Below are 20,717 nucleotides of genomic sequence, written 5' to 3' on the forward strand. Positions count from 1 at the left end.
TCGTTCATCATGCGAGACTGAGGGTAAGAAGAACGATCGCGAATCAGCAGATGATTTCGAATCTCGCGGGAGAGAGTGGTAGAACTCTTGGAAATCAAACGAGCAATTGTGTTGAAAGAAGAACCCTGATTCAATTCGGATTGAATTGTAATCCGATCTTGCAAAGTTAAGTGACTCATAATGAGGACTCCTATCTGTACAGAGAGATACAAGATAACTATAACTTATTTGCACGAGTAAATGCAGTCCGCGTCTTTGCAAAAGTAAATGCAATTTCTTTTAGTCTTAAGGCTGCGTTTACTTTTTCAATTCACAACACTCTATCTTTAAGATACTTGCTTCAAATATCCAAGCAGTTTACTAAATTTCTATGTTATGATTGATATAGGTTTATGAATTAGATTTGAGGGATGGAAGATGGACGCAAGACAGTACCTGAAAAAATATTTTGGCTATGAATCTTTCCGAGAAGGTCAGGAGAAAATCATTAATGCAATTCTTGCGGGGCGCGATGCATTGGCAATCATGCCGACAGGGGCAGGGAAATCAATCTGCTATCAAATTCCTGCTGTGATGTTGCCTGGGATTACATTGGTAATTTCACCGCTGATATCACTGATGATGGATCAGGTCAAGGCTTTAAATGAGGCTGGAATTCGCGCCGCTTTTATTAATTCATCCCTGAGCGAAGCTCAATTTGCTAAAGCTTTACTGTTTGCTGAAAAAGGAGTCTATAAGATTATCTATGTTGCTCCGGAACGATTAGAAAGTCACGATTTTATTCATTTTGCCCGTCAAGCTGATATTTCCATGATTACCGTTGACGAAGCTCACTGCATTTCTCAATGGGGTCAAGATTTTAGACCAAGTTATTTGAAAATCATCGGATTTGTCAAAAGTTTGCCAAAACGCCCGATTGTCAGTGCATTTACGGCAACCGCAACGCAAGAAGTAAAAGTAGATATACTCTGTGTTTTAAATCTGATTGAACCGGAGGTGGTCGTGACTGGATTTGATCGGAAAAACTTATTTTATAGTGTAGAAAAAAGAAAAGATAAAGATCGTTTTGTTATAGAGTATGTTCAAAAACATGCGAAGGAAAGCGGAATTATCTATTGCGCGACTCGCAAAAACGTAGATAACCTTTTTATGTTGCTTTCCAAACAAGGTGTTTCTGTCACCCGCTATCACGCCGGATTAGACAAAGAGGAAAGAAAAAGAAATCAGGATGATTTTATCTATGACCGAACTCCGGTCATTGTGGCAACGAATGCTTTTGGGATGGGCATTGATAAATCGAACGTTCGGTATGTGATTCATTATAATATGCCTCAAAGCATGGAAAGTTATTATCAAGAAGCAGGCCGTGCAGGTCGGGATGGCGAGACTTCACAATGCATCCTATTATTTTCAGCCCAGGATATCATGATCAACAAGTTCCTGCTGGAAAATAAAGATTTTTCTGATCTTTCTTCTGAGGAAATTGAGATTATAAAACAACGGGATGCCAGGCGTCTTAAAATTATGGAAAATTATTGCAGAACCAATGAATGTCTGAGAAATACCATTTTAGATTATTTTGGGGAAAAAGTAATAAAACCTTGCGATAACTGCGGTAATTGCATGAAAGACTATAAAAAAATCGATATGACTGAAGAAGCGAAACAGGTTATCAATTGCGTTGCAGAAACAAGAGGCCGGTACGGATTAACGATAGTATTGGGAACCTTAATCGGTGCAAATCGTGCAAGACTCAAAGAGGTAGGTACTAATCGTTACAAAACCTATGGAGCATTAAAGGAATACTCTGTGTCACAGATCCGAGAGCTCATCTATGAACTTATTAATCAGAGATATTTGGTGCAGACAGAGGACCAATATGGAGTTTTGAAGCTTGGCGATATCACGATGCTGCAAGATGAGAATACCCATGTGATTTTAAAAGTCACTGAAGAAAAAACACAGGAAGCTGGAAAAATAAAGAGTAAGCAAAGAAATACAGACAAGCTTACTTCCGCTGGCTATGTTTTATTTGATGCTTTGCGTAAACTTCGGACAGATATTGCGAGGGAGGAAGGATTACCGCCATATATCATTTTCAATGATAAGACATTGATTGAAATGTGTGTTAGATTGCCGCTTGATGAAGAGGCCATGTTAGATATCGCAGGCGTCGGCGTTAATAAACTACAAAAATATGGACAACGATTTTTAGCGGTCATTGTGGACTTTAAAAAGACGCATCAAGAGGATAAAACCTCAATTCAAGATAATGTTTAAGTTTACGATATTTGAGTTAAAAGAAGAAAAATAAGTATTGTGAGATGAGTGGAAAGCAAGGAGTTCCCATAAAAGATTGAATTTAATGAGAAATGATGTTATAGCCATTGTAATTTGAATGATTGAATAAGAATCAGCCGGATAAATGTTTTAATCATAAAAGGATAAGAAAAAGGCCGGTAAAGCAGAGTGAGATTGTCTCTGCCTACCGGCCTCTTATATATGATTTTAATTTCTATTCATGTATTCTGACAGACAAGGATAAACCGTGATGGACATACTTTGAAAAAGCTTCTTCTTTACTCCCTACTGAAACACCAGCTGCTCCATCATCCGCGCGGCCCCGTCTTCTTTATGCGATAACGCATGATGCCGCGCCATCGCCAGCACTTCCTCCGTCGCGTTGGCGACAGCGACGCTGTGTCCGGCGACGTTCAACATCGGCAGGTCGTTGGCGTTATCACCAAATGCCGCCGTTTCCTCCGGCGTGCAGTTCAGCTGCCGCATGACCCATTTCAACGCTTCGCCTTTATTCGCCTGCGGATGCAGAATCTCCAGGTTTGACGGATGCGAAGACGTCAGTTCAATTCCCTCTTCATCCGATAACAGATTGATCAGCGCCTGCTTTTTTTCCGGATAATCGCGGCTGGTAATAAAATGAATCTTCGCGATCTGCGCGTCCGGCAGGGCATCCAAGAAATCCTTCCCCGATTCCCAAATCCGGTTTTTCAAAATATTTTTCAAATAAGAACCGTCGATCTTCAACGCCTTCCGGTCGTCCAGAATCGCCAGATGACTGTGAAGCCGGCCTTCAATCAAACAACTCCAATGTGGATTCATCGGTTCCGCCTTTGTCAATAACGCTTTGGCTCTGGCCGCAGGCAGCGTATTGGAAACCAGCGTCTCTCCCGTTTGATTATCCACGATCAAGCCTCCGTTGGCCGTGACGATCCAGCGAATTTTTTTCTGCTCCCGCAGCCATTGCGGAATCTCCCCTAAGGGCCGGGAACTGCACGGCACAAATTCCACGCCGCTGTCCAAAATTCGGCTGAGAATTTCCTTTGTGGTTTCGGTTAAGACAAAATGTTCGTTCAGTAATGTGAAATCCAGGTCGGTGGCGATCAGGCGTATTGAACTCATAAACAAAAATCCTCCTCTTTCCTCTTTCCGAATATTTTCTAACTATGATACCAAAGCCGCCGAAGGAATACAAGCCTGAAAATACAAATGGGTGGCAAGCTTCGCAAAATTCAAATCAAGCTCAGGCAGAAAGCCGGAAATGTCTGGAATTTGCGGATTATGTAGAGAAATCCTTGCTTTTTACCACCAGGTATGGTTTACTATTCCTGGTCTTTTTATCAAGAATGAGGGAGAGAGTCAGCTCGACGAACTCATACCAACCTGCTTGAAAGCAAGGTGGTAATGCTGGCAACGATAAGAAAGCAGGACGATGAATCATGAAGCCTTCTTTCTGAAGGCTTTTCTTATGCGTCATATCTGCCTTGATAAAAAAGACAAGGAGGATAATCTATGAAAAAATTTTTTACCAGCGAATCCGTCACCAGCGGACACCCGGACAAAATCTGCGACGCCATTTCCGACGCGATTCTGGACGAAGCACTTCGTCAGGATCCTGCCAGCAAGATGGCGGTGGAAACGACGATCAAAGACAATCTGATTTTTATCTATGGCGAAGCGAACACCAGCGCCGATCTGCCGTTTGAGAAAATTGCGAAGGACAAAATCCGCGAAATCGGCTACACAGAAGAATTTGAAGTCTTGACCAAGGTGTCGAAGCAGTCGGCGGAAATCTATGAAGCGGTCATGCATGATGAAGCTGATATGGGCGCGGGCGATCAGGGAATTATGTTCGGTTACGCCTGCAACGAAACAGAAAACTATATGCCGATGCCGATTGCGCTGGCTCACCGGCTGGCGGAACGGCTGGAACAAGTCCGCAAACAGGAAGCTTACTCCATCCTGAAACCCGATGGCAAAACTCAGGTCACCGTGGAATATGATGATAACAAACCAGTCCGGCTCGACACCATTGTCGTTTCCACGCAGCATATTGCCGAAGCGACCCAGGAAGAAATCCGGGCCAAGATCATCAATGAGGTCATCAAGCCGGTGATCGACGCCAACCTGATCGACAAGGACACGAAGATCCTCGTAAATCCAAGCGGATCCTTCGTCGTCGGCGGACCATTCGGCGACAGCGGCACAACCGGCCGTAAGATCGTCGTCGATACCTACGGCGGCATGGGACGGATCGGCGGCGGCTGCTTCAGCTCCAAGGACCCGAGCAAGGTTGACCGCAGCGCGGCCTATTACAGCCGTTTCGTCGCCAAGAACCTGGTGGCGGCCGGTCTGGCGGATCGTTTGGAAATTGAAGTCTCTTACGCTATCGGTAAGAGCGAACCGATTTCGATCTATGTCGAAACCTTTGGTACCGGCAAGGTCAGCGACGAGGAAATTCTGGAAATTATCCATAAGAATTTCGATTTCCGCGTCTCCAGCATCCTTCGCCAGTTAGATCTGAAAAAGCCGATTTACAGCCGCTATTCCGCTTACGGTCACTTTGGCCGCAGCGACTGCGCCTGGGAAAAGTTAATTGAGTTAAAGCGCTGACCGGCGCTTTTTCTTCGTCGCCGAGGAAGACAAAACGACAAAATTCAAGTACAATTAAAATGAACAAGTCGTTTGAAAGAAATTCAAATGGAGTTCAGACTGGACTGTGAGGCGGCAAAGTAACGCGGAACAACCCGCCAAGGAGGAAGACAATGACTGATTTTTTACCTGTAACCCGTGAAGAAATGGAACAACGCGGCTGGACCCAGCCCGATTTCGTCTATGTCAGCGGTGACGCCTATGTTGATCATCCGTCCTTCGGCCCGGCGATCATCACACGTATGCTGGAAGCTTACGGCTATAAGGTCTGCATGATCCCGCAGCCCGACTGGACGCGCGACGAACCCTTTATGGAATTTGGCGAGCCGCGGCTGGGCTTTCTGGTGTCCTCCGGCAACATCGACTCGATGGTCAATCATTACTCGGTCTCCAAACGCCGCCGTGATAAAGATAATTACACGGATAACGGCGAGATGGGCAAACGCCCGGACCGCGCGACGATCGTGTATTCCCAGAAAATCAAACAACTCTATCCCAAGACGCCGGTGATTCTGGGCGGGATTGAGGCATCACTGCGGCGGTTAGCCCATTATGACTATTGGGATGATCAAGTCCGGCGGTCGATCCTTTTAGATTCCGGCGCCGATCTCGTATTGTACGGCATGGGCGAGAATTCGATCATCGAGCTGGCGGAAGCACTGGACGGCGGCCTGCCAATTCAGGATATCATCTGGATTAAAGGCTCCGTCTACAAATGCAAGACGATCGATCATCTGTTTGAGCATAAGCTGCTGCCTTCCTTTGAAGAAGTGTCGCAGGATAAGCGCAAATATGCCGAGAGCTTCCGTATCCAGCATCTCAACATCGACGCCCTCAATGCCACGGTGCTGGTCGAGCCGTATCAAGGCTGGTATGTCGTCGCCAATACTCCGGCGCTGCCTCTGACGCAGCAACAGATGGATTTTACCTATTCACTCCCCTACAAACGAACCTTTCATCCGATGTATCATCACATCCCGGCGATTGATGAAGTCCGCTTTTCGATCATCGCCAACCGCGGCTGTTTCGGCAGCTGCGCTTTCTGCGCGCTGACCAATCATCAAGGCCGGGTGATTTCTTCACGAAGCAAGCAGTCGATTCTGGAGGAAGCAAAAAAGATAATCCAGGATCCGGATTTCAAAGGTTACATCCACGACGTCGGCGGACCGACCGCCAATTTCTACCATCCTTCCTGTCAGGATCAGCTGAAGCGCGGAACCTGTCCTGGTAAGGAATGCCTGCATCCCAAGCCATGCAAAAATCTTGAGGTTTCTCATCGCGATTATCTCAGCATCCTGCGCGATCTGCGGGTATTGCCGGGCGTGAAAAAGGTGTTTGTGCGCTCGGGCGTGCGGTACGATTATCTGATGTACGATCAAGACGATACCTTTTTCCGCGAGCTGGTGCAGTATCACATCTCCGGTCAGCTGAAGGTAGCGCCGGAACATGTCAGCGACAAGGTGCTGGATACGATGGGCAAATGCAATCACGCCCTGTATGAAAAATTCAGGGAGAAGTATCTGGCGCTGAACAAGGAATATGGAATGAATCAATTCCTCGTTCCATATCTGATGAGCTCGCATCCCGGCTGTGATCTGAACGACGCGATCGAGCTGGCCTGTTATCTCAAGTCGATCAATCACATTCCGCAGCAGGTGCAGGATTTCTATCCGACCCCGGCGACAATTTCCACGACGATGTACTGGACGGGGCTGGATCCGATGACGATGAAACCGGTCTATGTCGCCCGGGATCCGCATGAGAAGCAGCTGCAGCGGGCATTAATGCAATTCAACGCCCCGCGGAATTATAAGCTTGTGCATGAAGCGCTGACCCGCGCCGGCCGGACCGATCTGATCGGTTATGGCCGCGACTGTCTGATTCCGCCTGTTCCCTGGGGAAAACAGGAGGCAGGCAGTCGGCAGAAAACGGGACGGAGTGCAAAGGAAGAAAGCAAGCGGTCGGGGAGAAACAGTGGGAACTCCAGGTCTGGAAGCCGCTCGCAAAAGCTCACAAAGGGGCGTGAGAAAGCCGCTGCTGATGGAAAAAAGCAGGCTGCCTCAGACAAGCGTTTTGATCAGCGTGGGAAAACGTCCAAAAGCTCGATTTCATCTCAAGGCAAACGCCGGGGATAATCCATATCCAGACAAACAGAAATTAAATAAAGCAAGTAAAAACGCCGCAATCACCCCGCGGCGTTTTCTTGAAGCTTGCCTTCGGGTCTTCTCAGAAACAGCTGCCGTCGATTTTTTGTTTACCACTGCATCGCAAGATCGTGGTTGAAACGATTCATCCAATCGCATGCCGGACATTCAGACTGCCGCAGATCCCTCCTGTACTCTGAGCTGCAAATCAAAAACTGAATTTGAAAAGCGGGAATTCAGCGGCGACTCATTCGCGATTTGCCGCCTGTTTCCCGGTATTTTTCCAGGCAAAACCAAACCGCTTTCATTGCTGAAATTATTATCACAAATTATTGATGGATCAATGAATAAAAAAGCCATTTTTACAGTGTGCTATTGTTGAATTCAATTTTCAAAGGGGATATAATAAGAACATCAAGGGAGGACTAAAAGATGATTATTCAAAGTAAGCAGGTTTGGGTTTCCAGTACGTTCATTGAAGCGCAGCTGGAGATCATAGACGCGAAGATCACAGGAATTTACCCGTATGGAACCAAGCCGGTCGATAAGGATTACGGCGAGGATCGGATCCTGCCGGGCATGATTGATATTCATTGCCACGGAGGTCTGGGTTTTGATACGAACGACGCTAATCATGAAGGTCTGCGGACCTGGGCTGCCGGACTGCCGAAGGAAGGCATCACCGGTTTTTTGCCGACCACAGTCACGCAGAGTGAAGAAGTGCTGACCAAAGCGCTGATCAACGTCACGGAAGTCGTTGACGAAGGCTACGAAGGTGCGGAAATCCTCGGCATTCATTTTGAAGGCCCATACCTCAACGCGAAAAACAAAGGCGCGCAGCCGGAACAGTTCATCGTTACGCCGGATGTTGAGCAGTTCAAGAAGTATCAGGAAGCCGCCAAGGGCATGATCAAGGTTATCACACTGGCAACGGAAAAGGATCCGGACTGGGCTTTAACACGCTACGCCTCCAGCCATGGCGTCTGCGTATCCATCGGTCACTCCGGCGCAACCTATGAAGACGCGCTGATGGGCATTGCCAACGGCGCAAATTCCATGACGCATGTCTTTAACGGGATGAATGGTCTGCATCACCGCACACCGAATCTGGTCGGCGCCGCGATGCGCTGCCGCGACACCTATGGCGAAATCATCTGCGACGGCAACCATGTCAACTGGGCGGCGGTCAATGCTTACGTTACCGCAAAGGGCCGCGACTATGCCGTCATGATCGACGACGCGCTGTGCGCAAAAGGCTGCGAACCAGGCTACTATGAACTGGGCGGCAATCAGATTGATATCCGTGAAAACGGCTCCGCTTATCTGCACGGCACCGACACGCTGGCCGGCGGCACTTTGAAGTTTAACCGCGGTCTGCAGAACCTGGTTGAAAAGGCGCTGCTGCCGTTTGACTGGGCGGTCAACATGGTTTCCCTGAATCCGGCCCGTCTGTTGAAAATGGACGACCGCAAGGGTAAAATCATGGCGGGCTACGACGCCGATCTGGTTGTTCTCAACCGCGATTACGACGTGGTTCAGACATACTGCCTCGGAAAAGAAATGCTGTAAAAACCTGAACCTTTCAGGTTTTTCTTTGTAGTTGGACTTTGCCGGAGCAGAAAAACGGGACAGATTGCAGCGAATGCTGCCGGGGATTTCTGTTTTTCCCCCGCTTTCAGACTCCTTCCGCGCTCTGCGATGGCGAAGGTTTTTGTCCAAGCAGAAAAAACTGCTTCCATAACGTTCCGCATTGGAATAAGCGATTGATTTTAATTCCAAGATGCGTTTCCATTTTCACGAGTCTTAAACAAACAGCCTGTCCAGCTTCAATCTATCTCCATTATAAAAGCATATAAGAGTACAAAATAGAGACAAACTCCAAAGAAAAGAGGGAGCAAATATGAGAATTCAAAGCACGCGCGTCTGGCTGAACGAACAATTCGTTCCAGCTCAGCTTGTTTTTGACAACGGAAAGATCACGGCCATCGAATCCTATGATGCGCAGAAAGCCGACGTGGATTACGGCGATAAGCGGATCCTTCCAGGTCTGATCGACATTCACTGCCACGGCTACAACGGACTGGACTGCAACTATGCGACCCGCGAAGGTCTGCTGAACTGGATTGAATATCTGCCGCAGGACGGCGTCACCAGTTTTTTAGCGACGACCTCGACCGCTCCGGAAAGCAATCTGCTGGAATCCTTCGCGCTTATCAGCAAGATCATTGACGAAGATCACCGCGGGGCAAAAATTCAGGGCATCCACGTCGAAGGCCCGCAGATTTCCCATGAATTCAAGGGCGCGCACAATCCATACTTAATTCAGAAACCCAACATTGAACAATTTGACCGTTACCAGAAGGCGGCTGAAGGTAAGATCAAGATGATCTGCATCGCGCCGGAAAAAGATGACGATCACGCGTTGATCCGCTACTGTGTTTCCCAGGGCGTCAAAGTCGCGATGGGGCATACCGGAGCGAAATTTGATGAATGCGCCAAAGCGATCGAAGATGGCGCCGACAGCTTCACGCATACCTTCAACGGCATGCTCGGCCTGCATCACCGCGAACCGGGAACCGCCGGGGCCGCGATGTTCTTTGAGAACATTTACGCCGAGCTGATCGCCGACGGCGTGCATGTGCATCCGGCCGTCGCCAGTGTGCTGGGCCGCGTCAAGGGCAAGGATAAACTGATTCTGGTTACCGATTCCGTATCAATTAAGGGCCTGAAGCCGGGCTTCTATCACATGAAGGGCCGCGACGTGACGGTCGGCGAGGATGGCTGCGGACGGCTGCCTAACGGTAAGCTGGCAGGCAGCTCCAACCGCATGAACGTGCTGGTCGGCAACCTGATCGAAATGATGAAGCTGCCGCTGGCGACGGCGATCAACGCCGCGACAATCAATCCTGCCACGCGGATGGGCTTTGCCAACAAGGGCTTGATCGAAACCGGCTATGACGCCGATCTGTGCGTGCTCAATGACGATTACAGCGTAGCCCAAACCTGGGTGCTGGGCGAGGCCATGCTGCATGAGTAAAGCCCGCGCCGTCTTTTTCGACATCGATCACACGCTGTTCTCCCACACCCTTCACGATGTTCCCGCCTCGGCGTATACCGCGATTGAAAGGCTGAAGCAAAACGGCAGTCAGATCGCGCTGTGCACAAGCCGGGCGGTGGAGGAATTGGTCAATCTGCCGCCGAAGCTGACGGATCTGCTGGACGGGGTCGTCTGCGCTCAGGGTGGAATCATTATGGATCATGGGAAAATCATCGCCTCTAAAATCATTGACGAAGGCGATGCCGAACGGGTGATCGATTACTGCCGCCGCAACGATTTAGTCGTGCGTTACAGCGGCGTCCATGGTGAAAACAGCCACGATCTGCACTACACCCAGGAAATCAGCGATCTGTTCTATTTTCTGTATAAGATGCGTCCCGGCCAGACGCTGTGGAAGCACCAGCCGTTAGTCAATATCATCTTTTACACCCGGGAAGCCCAACATGTCGACGCGATCCGGCCGCTGCTGCACAATTCCCATCTGATGGTCATGCATTTCGCCAACGAAGTCACCGCAGCAGATGCGAACAAGGCCAGCGGAATGCTGGAACTGGCGGCGCACTGGGGCTTTGATCAACCTCAAACAGTGGCGTTTGGCGACGGCTACAACGATGTGGAAATGATCCGCCGGGCCGGGCTGGGCATCGCAATGGGCAACGGCTGCGACGAAGCCAAGCAGGCGGCCGACTACATCGCTGACGACATTGATCGTGACGGCGTCTACAAAGCCTGTCTGCACTTTGGATTGATCGAGGAGGAAAATCATGCCGAGAATTGAAAATGAAGTCGCCGCGGTGGAAGTAAAAACGCTGGCGGCGGAAATCACCAGCTTTTATGACAAAGAAAAGAATATCGAACACATGTGGCAGGGCGACCCGCAGTTCTGGGCCGGGCGCAATCCGATCCTGTTCCCGATGGTCGGCAGCACCTGGACCAAGGACTATCAGATCGACGGAAAAACCTATAAGATGGGCAACCATGGGTTTGCCCGTCACAGCGAATTCACCGTCGAAAGCGTGAGCGAAGACACGATCGTTTTATCTTTAAGCGACAATGAGGAAACTCGCGCGCAGTATCCGTTTGAATTCAAACTGACGGTGACCTATCGGCTGTCCGGCCGGAAGCTGACGATCACCTACCGGATCGACAATCATTCGCCGCGGATGATGCCGTTCTCCTTCGGTCTGCATCCGGCGTTTAACTGCCCGATGGCGCCGGGGGAACGCTTTGAAGACTACAAGATCGTTTTTGCGTGCCCGGAAACGCAGACAACCGCCAGCTCCAACGCGTCGCTGTGTTTAAAGGAAGAAAAGGAAATTGCGCTGGACTACGCAACCTTCAACAACATCCCGACGCTTCTGTTCGAGCATCTGCGCTCGCCTTACGTTACCCTGACTAACGGTAAAAACAGCGTTAAAGTCAGCGTCGCGGGCTATCGCTGGCTGGCTTTCTGGACCAAGCCGAACGCTCCGTATCTGTGCATCGAGCCATGGCATGGACACGGCGATTTTGCGGAAGTTCACGTTCCGTTTGAAGAACGCGAAGGCACGATTCAGCTGCGTGAAAACGCCAGCTTCACGACGTCCTACACGATCGAAATCGGCTGATTTTAATTTGGCAACAACAGCCCGAAGCGTTGAGTTTACACCGTTTTCGTGCTATTGTTATAGATGTAAAAGGGAGGAATTTCAAATGTTCAAAATTATTGTGACGGAAAACTATGACGAATTAAGCGAAAAAGCTTTTGAAGTCATGAAGGAAGTCATCACATCCAAGTCCAATCCGGTTCTGGGTCTGGCGACAGGCTCCAGCCCGATCGGTCTGTACCAGAATATGATCAAGGATCATAAGGAAAACGGGACATCCTATAAGAATGTCGTTACCTTCAACCTGGATGAATACATCGGCCTGAAGCGCGACCACAGCCAGACGTATTGGACGTTCATGCATGAAAACCTGTTCAACGGCCTGGACATTCCGGAAGCCAATGTTCACGTTCCAGTCGGCGACAGTGACAACATCCAGGCGGAGTGTGAAAAGTACGAAGAAGCGATGAAAAACTTTGAAGTCGATATCCAGCTGTTAGGCATCGGCGCCAATGGTCACATCGGTTTCAACGAACCGGGGACCTCGTTTGATACGCTGACCCACACCGTCGTTCTGAAGGAAAAAACACGTCAGGACAACGCGCGTTTCTTTGATCCATTAGGGGAAAAAGTTCCGACTGAAGCGATCACCATGGGGATCGCGACGATCATGAAAGCCAAGAAAATCCTGCTGGTTGCCAATGGCAAGAACAAGGCAGACGCGATTTACGCCATGATCAAGGGCCCGGTTACGGAAGATTGCCCGGCCAGCATCCTGCAGAACCATCCGGATGTGACGGTCATCGTCGACCGCGGCGCCGCAAGCAAGCTGTAAGCCGTTCCGAGTTTACATCAATAACTTCAAAACAGCCTCCGGGCTGTTTTGTTTTGGCGCAAATGAAGTCGGCCGCAAGGAAATACCGTTGATGTCCGCTGTGAGCATTTCGGTATGCAAAGGAAAAAACTGTGATATACTTAGATTACTGAACAGGAGGATGAAGACAATGAAAATTGTAAATACGCAGGAATTTGATGAAATAACAGCGAAGGACGGGCTGGTACTCGTGGATTTTTTTGCCGATTGGTGCGGACCATGCAAGATGCTGGCGCCGGTGCTGGAGGAAGTCGCGGCGAAATATGAAGGCAAGCTGGAAATTGTTAAGGTGAACGTCGATCAGTCGCAGGATCTGGCGCAGCGTTACGGCGTCATGTCGATTCCGACGTTAATCGCGTTCAAAGGCGGAAAAGCCGTGAAGCAGAGCGTTGGTTTCCAGCCGAAAAACATGCTGGAAAACATGATCGAAGGTCTGTTGTAAGCGGTCTGATTCAACAGATAAGGACTTTCGATTGTCATCACAATGCCGGGTACTCAGTGTATCCGGTTTTTTTGTGTTTGTCTGTTTGGACGTCCAAGCGGGATGAGACTGCCGGATTCGGGAAAACTGAGTACAGGCAAAAGGAGAAGACGAAGCAGGAAGCAGGCACACATAGGCCTTGAGTGCGGCCGGGGATCAAAAGGAGGGAGCGGCAGCGGGGCAGGAAGACATGAAAAGCGGAAATGTTCGCTCTGAGGGGAAACTGAATGGAAAGAGGCCATTTTTGAAACCTTGAAATCGGAATGCGTTTCAGCACGTTTTCAAGGTTTCCTACGCTTGGATTTTCCATCCCCCCCCCCTGCCAATGCGGCATGACAGCTGCGGTAGAATTCAGGAAAAAGTTTAACCGCAGTAATCTTTTTGTTTAAAACTATTGAATTTTACAGGCGCGTATGTATAATAATATCTGTGTTTATTAAATGCTTCCGGGAAGTTTAGTGTTACTAAACATCTGGGCGAAAAAGGAGGGGTTGGATGGATATCGGATATCGGATCAAACAGCTGCGGACGAAAAACAACCTGACGCTGGAGGAACTGGCCAGCCGCTGTGAGTTAACCAAGGGTTTCCTGTCGCAGCTGGAACGGAATCTGACCTCGCCTTCGATCGCGACGCTGCAGGATATCGTTGAAGCGCTGGGCACGACGCTGGCGAAGTTTTTCCAGGAAGAAACAGAGGAAAAACTGGTGTTTACCGACGACGACTACTTCGTCGACGAACGGGAAGACTGCACGATCCACTGGATCGTGCCCAATGCCCAGAAAAACGAAATGGAGCCGATTCTGCTGGAACTGCCGCCGCAGGGCCGGTCACACGAGGTCGCTGTTCACGAAGGGGAGGAATTCGGCTACGTGCTGTCCGGACGGATCAAGCTGATCAATCTGGATACGGGGAAAGTCTATATCGTCAAAAAGGGGCAGACGTTTTACATCAAGGGTTCGTTCAGCCATTGTCTGAAAAACGATTCGGCGCAGCCGGCCCGCGTGCTGTGGATCTGCACGCCGCCGATCTTTTAAGCCATTAGAGAAAGGGGATTTACGGATGAAAAAACTAATTCAGTTTAAGAATATCGTGAAGGAATTCGACGGCCAGATCGTCTTGAAGGGCGTCAATCTGGATATCTATGAAAACGAGTTTGTCACGCTGCTTGGCCCATCGGGCTGCGGCAAAACGACGCTGCTCAGAATTCTGGGCGGATTTCTGGAGCCGACAGAAGGAAAGATTATTTTCGACGGTCAGGATATCAGCCAGGTGCCGCCTTACAAACGGGAGATCAACACCGTGTTCCAGAAGTACGCGCTGTTTCCGCACATGAACGTGTATGAAAACATTGCCTTCGGCTTGAAAATCAAGAAGCAGTCCAAGGACGTCATCGAACAGAAGGTCATGCGGATGCTTTCCTTAGTCGGTCTGGAAGGCTTTGAAAAACGCAACGTCACCCTGCTTTCCGGCGGTCAGCAGCAGCGTGTCGCGATTGCCCGCGCGTTGGTCAACGAGCCGGAGGTTCTGCTTTTGGACGAACCGTTAGGCGCGCTGGATCTCAAGCTGCGCAAGGAAATGCAGCACGAGCTGAAAAAAATTCAGAAGGAAGTCGGCATCACGTTTATCTTCGTTACCCACGATCAGGAAGAAGCCCTGACGATGTCTGATAAGATCGTCGTCATGAAGGATGGCGAAATCCAGCAGATAGGCACCCCGGAAGAAATCTACAACGAACCGGAAAACGAATACGTCGCCCGCTTTATCGGCGAATCGAATATCATCGACGGGGTCATGAAGGAAGACTACCGCGTCATGTTTGACGATAAGATCTATGAGTGCGTGGACTTCGGCTTTAAAAAGAATGAAAACGTCGATATCGTGATCCGCCCGGAAGACATCGACATCGTGCCGCGCGGTCAGGGGATCCTTACCGGCGAGGTCAAGTCGCTGTTGTTTAAGGGCGTCCATTACGAAATCATGGTCCAGACGGTATCCGGTACCGCGAAGACGGTTAAGATGCACGTTCTGGCCAACCATGATAAAGTGAATCCGGAAGCGCATGAAAAAATTTCTGCCAACGACTTCACGATGGACCTGGAGGACGTCGCGGAGATGACCGACGCCGACGTCATCGCCCGCGCCAACGCACAGGCCTGGGATGAGGAAGATGAATTTATTTCTCTGTCCACCGTCGATTATGACATCAAGCCGCAGCCCGGCACCTATCCGGCGACCTTCGGCACCTCCAAGGGCACCTCGATCACGATTAAAATCAGCGTCGTCGAGCCGAAGTATGTCGAGGACAACAAGCATAACATCGGCATTACCGCCTTTGACTTCTATAAAACACCGGATGAAATCAAAGAGAGCGTCGCGCTGAACACCGATTTGAAAATGTGGGCCAGCGCCGAAGCCTGGGATCTGGAGGACGACAGTCCGATCGAGATCAGCGAAGTGAAATATGACTTCGATCCGGAAACGATCACGGAAGGCGACTTCGACATCACCTTTGCGACCAAAGGCCGTATCTTCAAGATCCACACTACGGATTTCCAGGAGGAAGGCAAGAAAGTCGATCTCAAATTCGCGCCGGAGGACATTCACGTCATGTCCAAGATGGGAGTGTAAGCCGCTATGAAATCATTTGCGCGCATGCTGTATCCCTATCTGATCTGGATCGCAATCATGATTCTGGCGCCGATGCTTCTGATCGTGCTGTACGCGTTCACCAAGCAGGGCAACTCCGTACTGACGCTGCAGTTTACGCTCGATAACTTCGCCCGCTTTTTCTCCGACAGTATTTTTCCCAACGTGCTGTGGCGGTCGTTAAAGATCGCGCTGATCACGACGGTCATCTGCGTGTTGTTAGGCTATCCGGCGGCGTATTTCATCGCCAAGCTCGACGGCAACCGCAAAGCGATCATGGTTCTGCTGATCACGCTGCCGATGTGGATCAACATGCTTGTCAGAACCTACGCCTGGCGCGGCATTCTGCTGAACTTTCCGGTCAGCAGCGAATTCAAGGTGTTTGTCGGCATGGTTTATAACTTTATTCCCTTTATGATTTTACAGATCTATACGTCGCTGACTAAAATGGATCAGAGCCTGTTAACCGCGGCGGAGGATTTGGGCGCCAACAAGGTGCAGACCTTCCTGCGCGTCACGCTGCCGCTGTCAATGCCGGGCGTCATTTCCGGCATTACGCTCGTCTTTCTGCCGGCGGTATCGAGCTTCTTCATTCCGAAGCTTCTGGGCGGCGGCGATTACGTTTTGGTCGGCAACCTGATTGAGAACTACTTCATTTCTACCGGCGACTGGAACTTCGGCTCGGCGATTTCGCTGATCATGGCGGTGATCATCATGATCTCGATGTTTATCACCAAGAAGGTCGACTATGAGAATAAGGGGGAAACCCGCGCATGAAAAAACTGAAATCCTTGTTTTCCCGGTTTTATCTGTTACTGGTTCTCGCATTCTTCTATCTGCCGATTCTCTATGTCATCGTCTTCTCCTTCAACGACAGTAAGTCGTTAAGCAAATTCACCGGTTTCTCACTGCAGTGGTATGAAAAGATGTTCGCCAACCGCACGATTATGGAGTCGATCTATTACACTGTGGTCATCGCGGTCATCGCAACGGTGGTTTCCACGATCGTCGGCACGATCGCGGCGATCGGTCTGTCCAAATCCAGGCGGATCGTCAAGGAACTCACGCTGCAGATCAACAATCTGCCGATGATGAACCCGGAAATCGTCACGGCGATCGGCTTGATGCTTCTGTTTACTTCGTTAAATATTAAAACCGGCTTCATGACGCTGTTATTGGCGCATATCGCATTCTGTATTCCCTACGTCATGCTCAGCATCATGCCCAAGCTCCGCCAGATGGATCCCAACCTGCCGGAAGCCGCGCTGGATCTGGGCGCGACCCCATGGCAGGCCCTGACGAAGGTCATCGTTCCGGAGATCATGCCGGGCATCGTTTCCGGTGCTTTGATCGCCTTCACGATGTCGTTTGACGACTTCGTCATCTCATTCTTTACAACCGGTCCGGGCATCAACAACATCTCGATTTACGTTTATTCGATGTACAAGCGGATCAATCCGAGCATCAACGCGCTGTCCACGATCATTGTGGTGATGATCACCGTCGTTCTGATTCTGGTCAACGTCGTTCCGCTGATGAAAGAAAGGAAATTGAAGAAAAATGAAAAACTGGGTTAAACTGGGTTTGTGCGGCCTGATGGTCGTTGCGCTTGGCGGCTGCGGGGGCGGCGGCAAGAGCGACATTGATCCGCAGGAGGTCTACGGCTGCAGCACGCTGAACGTCTACAACTGGGGCGAATATGTCGGGGAAAACGTCCTGTCCAACTTTGAAAGACAGTACAATGTCAAAATCAATTACTCCATGTTTGCCTCCAACGAGGAAATGTATACGAAGCTGCTGGGCGGCAGTCAGTATGACGTGCTGGTGCCTTCCGATTACATGATCGAGCGGATGATCGACGAAAATATGCTTCAGCCGCTGGATAAGTCGATGATTCCGAATCTGGCGAACCTGGCCGACGGCGTCAAGGGTTTGTCCTACGATCCGGATAACACCTACTCTGCGCCATATTTCTGGGGCATGGTCGGAATTGTCTACAACAAGAACAACGTCGATCCGGCAGATGTGGAATCGCAGGGCTTCGACGTGCTGCGCAATGAGAAATACAAGGGACATGTGTTCGTCTATGACTCCGAGCGGGATTCGTTCATGATGGCGTTTAAGGCGCTGGGGTATTCGATGAATACAGAAAATGAAGACGAGATTCAGGCAGCTTATGAATGGCTGCTGGACATGGATAAGAAGGTCGATCCTTCCTATGTGACAGATGAAGTCATCGACGGCATGGTCACCGGCGAAAAGGATATCGCCGTCGTTTACAGCGGCGACGCGGCTTATATTCTGTCTGAAAATGAGGACATGGCTTACTGGCTGCCGGAGGAAGGCACGAACCTGTGGAGCGACGCAATGGTCATCCCGGCGAATGCGAAATGTCCGAAGCTGGCCAATGAATTCATCAATTACATTTTGTCTGACGACGCTTCCTATGACAACTCCAGCACGGTCGGCTATGCTTCCAGCAACAAGAATGTGCTGGAAGAAATGAGCGCCGTGGGTGGAGAATATGATGGAAATCCGGCGTATCTGCCGCGCGTTGGTTATCCGAAGGATGAAGTATTCAAGCACAATGAGGTTTTAAAAAAGAAACTGGCAGATCTGTGGATCAAAGTTAAAAACAGTTAAAAAGCTGAGTCTTTGTGGACTGAGCGTATGAAAAAAGGCGTCGCAATCGGCGCCTTTTCCGTTTTGAAAAACGCCGAAAATCGTTTCATTTTAGCCTTGCATTTTGATAGGAGTTCATATATAATAATAAAGCACAGCGAAATGGTACCTTAGCCAAGTGGTAAGGCAATAGACTGCAACTCTGTGATCGCCAGTTCAAATCTGGCAGGTACCTCCAACAAATGGGGATGTGGCGGAATCGGTAGACGCATCGGACTTAAAATCCGGTGATGGAAACATCGTACGGGTTCGAGTCCCGTCATCCCCACCAATCCTAAAAATCAAGCTGTGAAAAAATAAAAAAAGTTGTTGCAAATCAACACGAACTCTGTTATAATAACAAAGCGTTGTTGATAAGAACAACAAGATACGCGCCCATAGCTCAACTGGATAGAGCGTTTGACTACGGATCAAAAGGTTGCGGGTTCGATTCCTACTGGGCGCGCCATTTTATTAAAAAAAACAGTTCCCATTGGGAACTTATATTTCGGGATGTAGCACAGCTTGGTAGTGCACTTGATTTGGGATCAAGGGGTCGCAGGTTCGAATCCTGTCATCCCGACCATGATTTAAATTTATGGCGAGGTAGCTTAGTTGGCTAGAGCGTTCGGTTCATACCCGGAAGGTCGTGGGTTCGAGTCCCACCCTCGCTACCATTTGATTGTTTAGGATCTGCGGACCCTTAGCTCAGTTGGTCAGAGCTGCCGGCTCATAACCGGCTGGTCGTAGGTTCGAGTCCTACAGGGTCCACCAAGTCATTCTGGAGGAATACCCAAGTGGTTGAAGGGTCCGGTCTTGAAAACCGGTAGGTCGGGAAACCGGCGCCTGGGTTCGAATCCCAGTTCCTCCGCCATTGAAAATTTCATACTTAGTTATCGCGGGGTAGAGCAGTCTGGTAGCTCGTCGGGCTCATAACCCGGAGGTCGTTGGTTCAAATCCTTCCCCCGCAACCAATGGTTCTGTAGCTCAGTTGGTAGAGCAATGGACTGAAAATCCATGTGTCGCCGGTTCAATCCCGGCTGGAACCACCACTTACTAAAAATCCTGTCGCTGGACAGGTTTTTTTGTTATCGGGGACAAAGTGAAATGAACGGCAGACAAAGCGCGGAAGGATTCCGAATGAGCCCGGCGACCCCGGCTGATCGCTGTACGTTGCTGCAATCTTAGCTAAAGTGAATTACATCTCAGGTCAAGAAACTGATAACAGTGTTGAGATTCGAAAGCAGAAAGCAGAACCAAAATGCAGCTGGCTCTCTCCCTTTTATTAAAAACGGCAGAAGCAACGGACTGGGCTGAACTGAAACAGGCGGATGATAATGCAGGAGGAAACACAATGACAGATCAACAAGTTAAGCGGATGAAACTCAATTCCGCGATGACCCAACTCGTTGCCGATTATCTGCAGGAAAATCCCTGCGCCATTGAGCGGAGAATGGTGGAGTCCCTGTGCTCTGGCTGCGGACTCTCGCAGACAGACGCCGTCTATACTCTCTTTTGTATTATCGCAGGGCTGGATCTTGACGAAAATCCCCAGCACCGCATGCTGGCCGAACAATATTTCAAGCCGGGATTCCGGCACTTGTCCGCGGCTGACTATGAAGCTGACGCCTATTTGCGCAACATTCATTTCCCGGACAGCACGCAAGGCGCCTGGACGGTGCGCTGGGAATGCTATCAGCCGTTTGAAATTTTGATCTATGACGATTACCGCGTGGATGAAACCGGGGCGGAATGTCCGCAGTTGGGCTATTTCGATACGGAATACCGTTATCCCTGTGTTTATGAGAATGGCGTTGAATGGATGAGCGTGATTCCCAGCGAGATCAACACGATGCGGCCGCTGCTGAAACAAGCCAGCGGAAAAGTGTTGGTTTGCGGACTGGGCTTGGGTTATTTCGCTTATCACCTTTCACGCAAAGCAGACGTTGAACAAATTGTTGTGGTTGAGAAGGAAGCGGCGGTGATCGCCTGGTTTACCCGCTGGATCCTGCCGCAATGGGAGAATCCTGAAAAATTAACAATCATCCATGACGACGCTTTCGCTGTGGTGGATCGTCTGAAACCCGGCGAGGCCGATACAATCTTTGTCGATCTGTGGCACAATGCGGCAGATGGCGCGCCGCTTGTCCAGACGATGCAAAAGCGCGAACCGCGTCTGCCGGGCACCCGTTTTCTTTACTGGCTGGAAACGTCCGTCAATTCCGTTCTGCGATGGAATCAGCTGATGGACGAACAGCACGCCTAATCAAAAAAGAGGAATTTCCAGGTGGGGCGCCAGACGAAACATGCGCTTTC

Annotated in this window: 17 protein-coding genes, 9 tRNA genes, 1 pseudogene and 1 riboswitch; of the genes and pseudogenes, 25 read left to right on the forward strand and 2 right to left on the reverse strand. The window is 49.8% G+C overall.

The genetic code is table 11. The features are described 5' to 3' along the window. Positions 1-68: 68 nt before the first annotated feature. Positions 69-179, reverse strand: a pseudogene (locus BQ7364_RS18615) (helix-turn-helix domain-containing protein); the annotation flags it as partial. Positions 180-417: 238 nt separating this feature from the next. On the opposite strand from BQ7364_RS18615, the gene recQ reads away from it, so the two are divergent. Next, entirely contained in the window at positions 418-2,280 is a 1,863-nt protein-coding gene (gene recQ, locus BQ7364_RS11670) for a DNA helicase RecQ (protein ID WP_072684876.1), read from the forward strand. A gap of 306 nt (positions 2,281-2,586) precedes the next feature. Here recQ and BQ7364_RS11675 read toward each other — a convergent pair whose 3' ends face one another. Further along, on the reverse strand, positions 2,587-3,420 hold the full coding sequence (locus BQ7364_RS11675) for a Cof-type HAD-IIB family hydrolase (protein WP_072684877.1): 834 nt from the start codon (positions 3,418-3,420) through the stop codon (positions 2,587-2,589). Positions 3,421-3,632: 212 nt separating this feature from the next. Continuing rightward, positions 3,633-3,721: riboswitch (SAM riboswitch) on the forward strand. Positions 3,722-3,810: 89 nt separating this feature from the next. Between BQ7364_RS11675 and metK the strand changes: the two genes are divergently transcribed. The 24 genes from metK to BQ7364_RS11790 all read left to right on the forward strand — a co-directional run bounded on the left by metK (position 3,811) and on the right by BQ7364_RS11790 (position 20,667). After that, positions 3,811-4,911 (forward strand): methionine adenosyltransferase, encoded by a 1,101-nt coding sequence (gene metK, locus BQ7364_RS11680; protein ID WP_072684878.1) that lies wholly within the window; start codon positions 3,811-3,813, stop codon positions 4,909-4,911. Between the two features lie 152 nt (positions 4,912-5,063). Continuing rightward, positions 5,064-7,085, forward strand: a complete 2,022-nt coding sequence (locus BQ7364_RS11685; protein ID WP_072684879.1) for a YgiQ family radical SAM protein — start codon at positions 5,064-5,066, stop codon at positions 7,083-7,085. A gap of 166 nt (positions 7,086-7,251) precedes the next feature. Further along, entirely contained in the window at positions 7,252-7,476 is a 225-nt protein-coding gene (locus tag BQ7364_RS18400) for a hypothetical protein (protein WP_139248629.1), read from the forward strand. Between the two features lie 50 nt (positions 7,477-7,526). Beyond that, on the forward strand, positions 7,527-8,663 hold the full coding sequence (gene nagA / locus BQ7364_RS11690; protein ID WP_072684880.1) for an N-acetylglucosamine-6-phosphate deacetylase: 1,137 nt from the start codon (positions 7,527-7,529) through the stop codon (positions 8,661-8,663). Positions 8,664-8,994: 331 nt separating this feature from the next. Then, entirely contained in the window at positions 8,995-10,131 is a 1,137-nt protein-coding gene (gene nagA / locus BQ7364_RS11695; RefSeq protein WP_072684881.1) for an N-acetylglucosamine-6-phosphate deacetylase, read from the forward strand. Beyond that, positions 10,124-10,930, forward strand: coding sequence for a Cof-type HAD-IIB family hydrolase (locus BQ7364_RS11700; protein ID WP_072684882.1), 807 nt, complete (start codon positions 10,124-10,126; stop codon positions 10,928-10,930). The genes nagA (BQ7364_RS11695) and BQ7364_RS11700 overlap by 8 nt, the downstream gene beginning before the upstream one ends. Continuing rightward, positions 10,917-11,759 (forward strand): aldose 1-epimerase family protein, encoded by an 843-nt coding sequence (locus BQ7364_RS11705; RefSeq protein ID WP_072684883.1) that lies wholly within the window; start codon positions 10,917-10,919, stop codon positions 11,757-11,759. The genes BQ7364_RS11700 and BQ7364_RS11705 overlap by 14 nt, the downstream gene beginning before the upstream one ends. A gap of 85 nt (positions 11,760-11,844) precedes the next feature. After that, positions 11,845-12,573 carry a glucosamine-6-phosphate deaminase gene (nagB, locus tag BQ7364_RS11710; RefSeq protein WP_072684884.1) on the forward strand — a complete coding sequence of 243 codons (729 nt, stop codon included), beginning with the start codon at positions 11,845-11,847 and terminating at the stop codon, positions 12,571-12,573. Between the two features lie 160 nt (positions 12,574-12,733). Further along, positions 12,734-13,054: a thioredoxin gene (gene trxA / locus BQ7364_RS11715; RefSeq protein ID WP_072684885.1), complete on the forward strand. Its 321-nt coding sequence runs from the start codon at positions 12,734-12,736 to the stop codon at positions 13,052-13,054. Between the two features lie 534 nt (positions 13,055-13,588). After that, positions 13,589-14,128 (forward strand): helix-turn-helix domain-containing protein, encoded by a 540-nt coding sequence (locus BQ7364_RS11720; protein WP_072684886.1) that lies wholly within the window; start codon positions 13,589-13,591, stop codon positions 14,126-14,128. Between the two features lie 25 nt (positions 14,129-14,153). Beyond that, a complete protein-coding gene (gene potA, locus BQ7364_RS11725; RefSeq protein ID WP_072684887.1) occupies positions 14,154-15,722 on the forward strand; it encodes a spermidine/putrescine ABC transporter ATP-binding protein in 1,569 nt (522 codons plus the stop codon). 6 nt (positions 15,723-15,728) lie between these two features. Continuing rightward, positions 15,729-16,517 (forward strand): ABC transporter permease, encoded by a 789-nt coding sequence (locus tag BQ7364_RS11730; RefSeq protein ID WP_072684888.1) that lies wholly within the window; start codon positions 15,729-15,731, stop codon positions 16,515-16,517. Next, positions 16,514-17,317, forward strand: coding sequence for an ABC transporter permease (locus BQ7364_RS11735; protein ID WP_072684889.1), 804 nt, complete (start codon positions 16,514-16,516; stop codon positions 17,315-17,317). Before BQ7364_RS11730 ends, BQ7364_RS11735 begins: the two co-directional genes overlap by 4 nt. Then, entirely contained in the window at positions 17,301-18,383 is a 1,083-nt protein-coding gene (locus BQ7364_RS11740) for an ABC transporter substrate-binding protein (RefSeq protein ID WP_072684890.1), read from the forward strand. Before BQ7364_RS11735 ends, BQ7364_RS11740 begins: the two co-directional genes overlap by 17 nt. Before the next feature lie 143 nt (positions 18,384-18,526). Continuing rightward, positions 18,527-18,600: transfer RNA gene (locus tag BQ7364_RS11745), tRNA-Cys, on the forward strand. 6 nt (positions 18,601-18,606) lie between these two features. Further along, positions 18,607-18,693, forward strand: a tRNA-Leu gene (locus tag BQ7364_RS11750). A gap of 100 nt (positions 18,694-18,793) precedes the next feature. Beyond that, positions 18,794-18,870: transfer RNA gene (locus BQ7364_RS11755), tRNA-Arg, on the forward strand. 40 nt (positions 18,871-18,910) lie between these two features. Beyond that, positions 18,911-18,987: transfer RNA gene (locus BQ7364_RS11760), tRNA-Pro, on the forward strand. Between the two features lie 14 nt (positions 18,988-19,001). Beyond that, positions 19,002-19,078 (forward strand) — tRNA-Met (locus BQ7364_RS11765). Between the two features lie 20 nt (positions 19,079-19,098). Continuing rightward, positions 19,099-19,175: transfer RNA gene (locus BQ7364_RS11770), tRNA-Ile, on the forward strand. 9 nt (positions 19,176-19,184) lie between these two features. Next, a tRNA-Ser gene (locus tag BQ7364_RS11775) sits at positions 19,185-19,275 on the forward strand. A gap of 23 nt (positions 19,276-19,298) precedes the next feature. After that, positions 19,299-19,375: transfer RNA gene (locus tag BQ7364_RS11780), tRNA-Met, on the forward strand. A 2-nt stretch (positions 19,376-19,377) separates the two neighbouring features. Then, positions 19,378-19,453 (forward strand) — tRNA-Phe (locus BQ7364_RS11785). 302 nt (positions 19,454-19,755) lie between these two features. Then, entirely contained in the window at positions 19,756-20,667 is a 912-nt protein-coding gene (locus BQ7364_RS11790; protein WP_139248630.1) for a polyamine aminopropyltransferase, read from the forward strand. Positions 20,668-20,717: the final 50 nt, after the last annotated feature.

It is taken from the genome of Holdemania sp. Marseille-P2844, from assembly GCF_900120005.1.
Taxonomy (GTDB): Bacteria; Bacillota_I; Bacilli_A; order Erysipelotrichales; family Erysipelotrichaceae; genus Holdemania.

What these genes read in the sequence shown, in the direction of transcription:
- recQ (WP_072684876.1), top strand. Translation starts at nt 418, where the DNA reads ATGGACGCAAGACAGTACCTGAAAAAATATTTTGGCTATGAATCTTTC.
- BQ7364_RS11675 (WP_072684877.1), bottom strand. Translation starts at nt 3,420, where the DNA reads ATGAGTTCAATACGCCTGATCGCCACCGACCTGGATTTCACATTACTG.
- metK (WP_072684878.1), top strand. Translation starts at nt 3,811, where the DNA reads ATGAAAAAATTTTTTACCAGCGAATCCGTCACCAGCGGACACCCGGAC.
- BQ7364_RS11685 (WP_072684879.1), top strand. Translation starts at nt 5,064, where the DNA reads ATGACTGATTTTTTACCTGTAACCCGTGAAGAAATGGAACAACGCGGC.
- BQ7364_RS18400 (WP_139248629.1), top strand. Translation starts at nt 7,252, where the DNA reads ATGCCGGACATTCAGACTGCCGCAGATCCCTCCTGTACTCTGAGCTGC.
- nagA (WP_072684880.1), top strand. Translation starts at nt 7,527, where the DNA reads ATGATTATTCAAAGTAAGCAGGTTTGGGTTTCCAGTACGTTCATTGAA.
- nagA (WP_072684881.1), top strand. Translation starts at nt 8,995, where the DNA reads ATGAGAATTCAAAGCACGCGCGTCTGGCTGAACGAACAATTCGTTCCA.
- BQ7364_RS11700 (WP_072684882.1), top strand. Translation starts at nt 10,124, where the DNA reads ATGAGTAAAGCCCGCGCCGTCTTTTTCGACATCGATCACACGCTGTTC.
- BQ7364_RS11705 (WP_072684883.1), top strand. Translation starts at nt 10,917, where the DNA reads ATGCCGAGAATTGAAAATGAAGTCGCCGCGGTGGAAGTAAAAACGCTG.
- nagB (WP_072684884.1), top strand. Translation starts at nt 11,845, where the DNA reads ATGTTCAAAATTATTGTGACGGAAAACTATGACGAATTAAGCGAAAAA.
- trxA (WP_072684885.1), top strand. Translation starts at nt 12,734, where the DNA reads ATGAAGACAATGAAAATTGTAAATACGCAGGAATTTGATGAAATAACA.
- BQ7364_RS11720 (WP_072684886.1), top strand. Translation starts at nt 13,589, where the DNA reads ATGGATATCGGATATCGGATCAAACAGCTGCGGACGAAAAACAACCTG.
- potA (WP_072684887.1), top strand. Translation starts at nt 14,154, where the DNA reads ATGAAAAAACTAATTCAGTTTAAGAATATCGTGAAGGAATTCGACGGC.
- BQ7364_RS11730 (WP_072684888.1), top strand. Translation starts at nt 15,729, where the DNA reads ATGAAATCATTTGCGCGCATGCTGTATCCCTATCTGATCTGGATCGCA.
- BQ7364_RS11735 (WP_072684889.1), top strand. Translation starts at nt 16,514, where the DNA reads ATGAAAAAACTGAAATCCTTGTTTTCCCGGTTTTATCTGTTACTGGTT.
- BQ7364_RS11740 (WP_072684890.1), top strand. Translation starts at nt 17,301, where the DNA reads ATGAAAAACTGGGTTAAACTGGGTTTGTGCGGCCTGATGGTCGTTGCG.
- BQ7364_RS11790 (WP_139248630.1), top strand. Translation starts at nt 19,756, where the DNA reads ATGACAGATCAACAAGTTAAGCGGATGAAACTCAATTCCGCGATGACC.